Source organism: Faecalimonas sp. LCP19S3_D12 (assembly GCF_052121495.1).
Lineage (GTDB): Bacteria > Bacillota > Clostridia > Lachnospirales > Lachnospiraceae > Faecalimonas.
Genome location: NZ_JBQKED010000087.1, coordinates 1 through 4,245 on the forward strand (window position 1 = coordinate 1; position 4,245 = coordinate 4,245).

The 4,245-nt window shown below is 31.8% G+C and carries 6 protein-coding genes; all 6 read left to right on the forward strand.

Annotated features, from left to right (window positions below):
• Window positions 1-190, forward strand: a 190-nt coding sequence (locus ACTQXY_RS15135) for a RumC family sactipeptide (protein ID WP_441660164.1), incomplete at its 5' end; no start/stop codon positions are given.
• Window positions 191-206: 16 nt separating this feature from the next.
• The gene (locus ACTQXY_RS15140; RefSeq protein ID WP_195369044.1) at window positions 207-398 is read left to right on the forward strand and encodes a RumC family sactipeptide; all 192 of its coding nucleotides are present in this window, start codon (window positions 207-209) and stop codon (window positions 396-398) included.
• A gap of 186 nt (window positions 399-584) precedes the next feature.
• Window positions 585-2,393, forward strand: coding sequence for an ATP-binding cassette domain-containing protein (locus tag ACTQXY_RS15145; RefSeq protein ID WP_441660165.1), 1,809 nt, complete (start codon window positions 585-587; stop codon window positions 2,391-2,393).
• A 5-nt stretch (window positions 2,394-2,398) separates the two neighbouring features.
• Window positions 2,399-3,487, forward strand: a complete 1,089-nt coding sequence (locus ACTQXY_RS15150) for an insulinase family protein (RefSeq protein ID WP_441660166.1) — start codon at window positions 2,399-2,401, stop codon at window positions 3,485-3,487.
• 141 nt (window positions 3,488-3,628) lie between these two features.
• A complete protein-coding gene (locus ACTQXY_RS15155) occupies window positions 3,629-3,820 on the forward strand; it encodes a RumC family sactipeptide (RefSeq protein ID WP_071144058.1) in 192 nt (63 codons plus the stop codon).
• A 20-nt stretch (window positions 3,821-3,840) separates the two neighbouring features.
• Window positions 3,841-4,032 (forward strand): RumC family sactipeptide, encoded by a 192-nt coding sequence (locus ACTQXY_RS15160; RefSeq protein ID WP_441660167.1) that lies wholly within the window; start codon window positions 3,841-3,843, stop codon window positions 4,030-4,032.
• Window positions 4,033-4,245: the final 213 nt, after the last annotated feature.

Below are 4,245 nucleotides of genomic sequence, written 5' to 3' on the forward strand. Positions count from 1 at the left end.
GAGAAAAATCGTAGCAGGAAAGTTACAGACAGGAGCAGACTTTGAAGGCAGCAGAGGTGATTGCATTTGCAGTGGTACTATAGCTGTGAAAAATTCCCATTATGCAGGACCAGCGTATTGCGTGGGATACTGTGGAAACAACGGAGTAGTGACTAGAAATGCTAATGCGAATCTTGCAAAAACAAAATAGTAGGAGGTATTGGATTATGAAATTAGTAGAAACAAAAACAACAAAAACAGGAACAGACTTTGAAGGAAATAGGGCTGGATGTATTTGTAATGGTACTGTAGCAGTGGCAAATGCTCATAATGCAGGACCGGCATATTGCGTGGGATATTGTGGCAACAGTGGAGTGGTGACAAGAAATGCCAATGCAAATCTTGCAAGAACTGCGTAGAAGATGTATTTTAAACAGAACGTGTCAGTCTGGAAAAGAAAAATAACTCTGTTCAATACCTAAGCAAATTCTATAAAAATAGATATATGAACAGAGTTAAAAGGTTTAATATTATGTTATAAGAAAAGAAGGAGACTGTCAAGTAGGTACGGTCTCCTTTTATAAAAGTAAGTGGAGTGAAAGTTTATGAAAAGATTAAAGAGTTTAATCAAAAAAAGCAAAGAATTTTTTTTGATAATAAGCAGAGTAGTTCGGTTATTATGGAATAGCTCGAAGTCCAATTTTATTAAAACAATGATAGTGAGTATTGTTTCAGGTATTACGATCCCATTTACTTTGGTTATTTGGAAATATCTTATTGATGATATGAGTCGATCAATTGTTTCAGGAAACATTGCACCGGTCTTATTTTGGTTAATATTCTATTTTATATTCAATTATTTGCAGAGTGTACTGATGAGAATAAAAGATTATCAACAGAATATTTTATCAAGTTACTTAAATCGTTATACAAGTGATTTGATTTTGAAAAAGGTAAAAGATACGGATTTAAAGTATTTTGACAGTTCAGTGATTTATGACAAAATTAGGAAAGTCAATGAAGAATCGACAGGGAGATCCATCAGTTTATTGGCGACATTAACAAACTTCATTCAAAGTTTTAGCAGTTTGATTGGAACCATCACAGTGTTAGCAAGTCTTAATGTTGGAATTATGCTATTGTGTATTTTTATTTGCATACCAACACTAATTGTTAGTATGAAGATGGCAGTTACACAATATGAAATTTATACTAAGCGATTTGAAGGATTACGCTTTATAGCATATTTGAAAGATATTGTAACTGATTATGAAAATATAAAGGAAATGAAAATTTATCATGTACATGATTTTTTTCGGGGGCACATACTGAAACAATATGATGGATATATTCAAGAAGATAAAAAAATCAGAAGTAGTTTCTGCAAAAAATTATCCTTGACAGATTTGGTAGAAGAGGCTGCAATCTTATTTTTTAAAATATATATTACTTTAAAGGTTATTTTAGATAAAAGAACCCTTGGAGATTTTTCTCTTTATATAAATTCCATTGATAATTTTAGAGGTTCAGCTACGACAATATTAAATACAATAGTCACAATTTTTGAAGATGGTCTTTATATACAAAACCTATTTGAATTTTTAGACATGAAAACAACGGAAAGGATAGAGAACTCGTTATCGTTTAATAAAAATTTTCAAAAGATAGAATTTAAAAATGTATGGTTTCGATATCCTGAATCAGAAAAATATATATTAAAAGGTATTTCTTTCACAATAGATGCTAAACACTGTTATTCTATTGTAGGATTGAACGGATCTGGAAAGACCACTATTATTAAGTTGTTATTAAAGTTATATGTTCCAGATAAGGGGGAAATTTTAATTGATGGAGCCAATATATGTGATATTGATACAGAATCTTATCAAACAATGATAGGGGCAGTATTTCAAGATTTTGTAAAATATCCATTGACAGTTAGAGAAAATATTGGATGTGGAAATGTAGAAGAAATGAAAAATATTGACCAAATTTACTGTGCAGCAGAGAAAGCTGGGGCAACAGAATTTATTTCTTCCTTGCCGGAAAAGTATGATACACAGTTACATAGAGAATGGAGTGGAGGGATCCAATTATCTCTGGGGCAATGGCAAAAAATTGCAATCAGTAGAATTTTTATGAAGGATTTTCCGCTTGTAGTATTAGATGAACCAACAGCCTCATTGGATCCTAAGGCAGAATATGAGATTTATAAACAATTTAGGTGTTTAATGGAAGGAAGGACAAGTATATTAATTGCACATAGATTTTCTACAGTAAAATTAGCAGATGAAATTTTAGTTTTACAGGACGGGAAAATTATAGAGAAAGGGAATCACAGAGATTTGATGAAATTAGACGGAGAATATGCAAAGCTTTATAGCATACAAGCAGAGGCTTATAGAGAGGAGTGACTGGGTTGGGAGAGATTAATTTTTTTTCAAAATGTGAAAATCAAATAACAAAATGTGTGTGTCCACTAGAAAATCTTCAAGGAATGAACTATATAGCACTAACAATCAATGTAGGTTCTTCTTCAGAAGGTATAGAAAATGCAGGAATTGCACACTTTTTGGAGCATATGCAAATGAATTTTTTTGACAAAAATGAGGAGAGGTATCTTTGTTCAGCCTATACGGATTTTTATTCAACAACCTATTATTTTGATGTAAAGGATACATCGTTAGAGTGTGTAATAGATATCATACAGAATATTTTAAAAGGTAAGTATTTAGAAATGAAAGATGTTGAGAAGGTAAGATCAGATATTCTTGAGGAATATAAAGCATATGAAGTGAAAAATAGAAACTCGGATTTTCGTATATTATTAAATGGAACCGATTATGAAAACCATTTATCCATAGGAACCCCCAAAACGATTCGTTCCATATCAAATGACGAAATCAGAACATTTTTCAAAAGATTTTATTTTCTAGAAAATGTATGTATTATTTGGATTACATCAACACAAACGTTGGAGAACATTGGAGACGGATGGATTGCAAATCTTAGTGGAGAGCACGGGAAGATTAAAGAAAAGATTTTGTCTTATGCGGAAACAGGTGGATTTGTCATCAAAAATCAACAGGGTAATGCATCATACTATTTATATAGGGAGAGAAAATCGGATGCTGATTCAATAAATGAAGATTTACTTTATGTAATACAAGAATTTTTAAAAGAAAATGTAGGTAAGGTTGGTGTAGAAAAGATATTTTTATCTCCTAAGCAGGAATTTATTAAGGTAACGATAGAAGAGATTTTAGAATGGAAAGACATTTGTAGAGAAATAGAAAATTTGCCAGTAACGGAGATAGAAAAGAGATATTTGAAGTTTTTAAAGGAAGAACCAATAGGTTATAATTGTAACTCTTTAAGAGAATATTTTATAAATGCTTTTACTTTTAAGGATATGCTTTCAAAAGAAGAAAGAAATGTTCAAAAAGACATCTATGACATTAAGAAATTGTTTGCCAAGGAGAATATAATAACAAATATGAGAAAATAGGTTTCTACACAAAAACTACACAGAAAAGACGAAAAAACCATACGAAGTATGTATATACTATACATTGTGAAACGAAATAAGAATTTTAAATCTATTTTGAAGGATTTAAAATAAAAAGTTACAGAGGAAGGAGGGGAAAACATGAGATTAGTACAGTCTAAAAAGATCGCAGTAGGTTCCAATTTTGAAGGAAATAAAGCGGGTTGCATTTGTAGTGGATCTGTAGCAGTAGCAAATGCTCATGATGCAGGACCAGCATATTGTGTTGGTTATTGTGGCAATAATGGAACAGTAACTAGAAATGCAAACGCTAATCTGGCACGAACATCATAACAAGGAAAGGAAGATAAAGCATGAAATTAGTAAAAACAAAAACAATGAAAACAGGATCGCATTTTGAAGGAAGTAAAGCAGGTTGTATTTGCAGTGGAACTGTAGCAGTGGCAAATGCTCATAATGCAGGACCAGCATATTGTGTTGGTTATTGTGGCAGTAATGGAACAGTAACCCGAAATGCGAATGCAAATCTTGCACGAACAGCATAGAGATGTATTTACATATCAAATAGAATAATAAAGAATAAGGAGGCTGTTAAGTCTTCTTATTTTTTTATTCAAAAGTGTTGTTAAGATAGATTGAAAAATAAATAACTAAGACTTCCCATACCCCAAATGGGACTTGTTCCTTGAAAATTCAATATTTCAGCTAACAAAATAGCGATTTATGCCGCAGTAGCCAGTGGATGGAGTGCATTACGC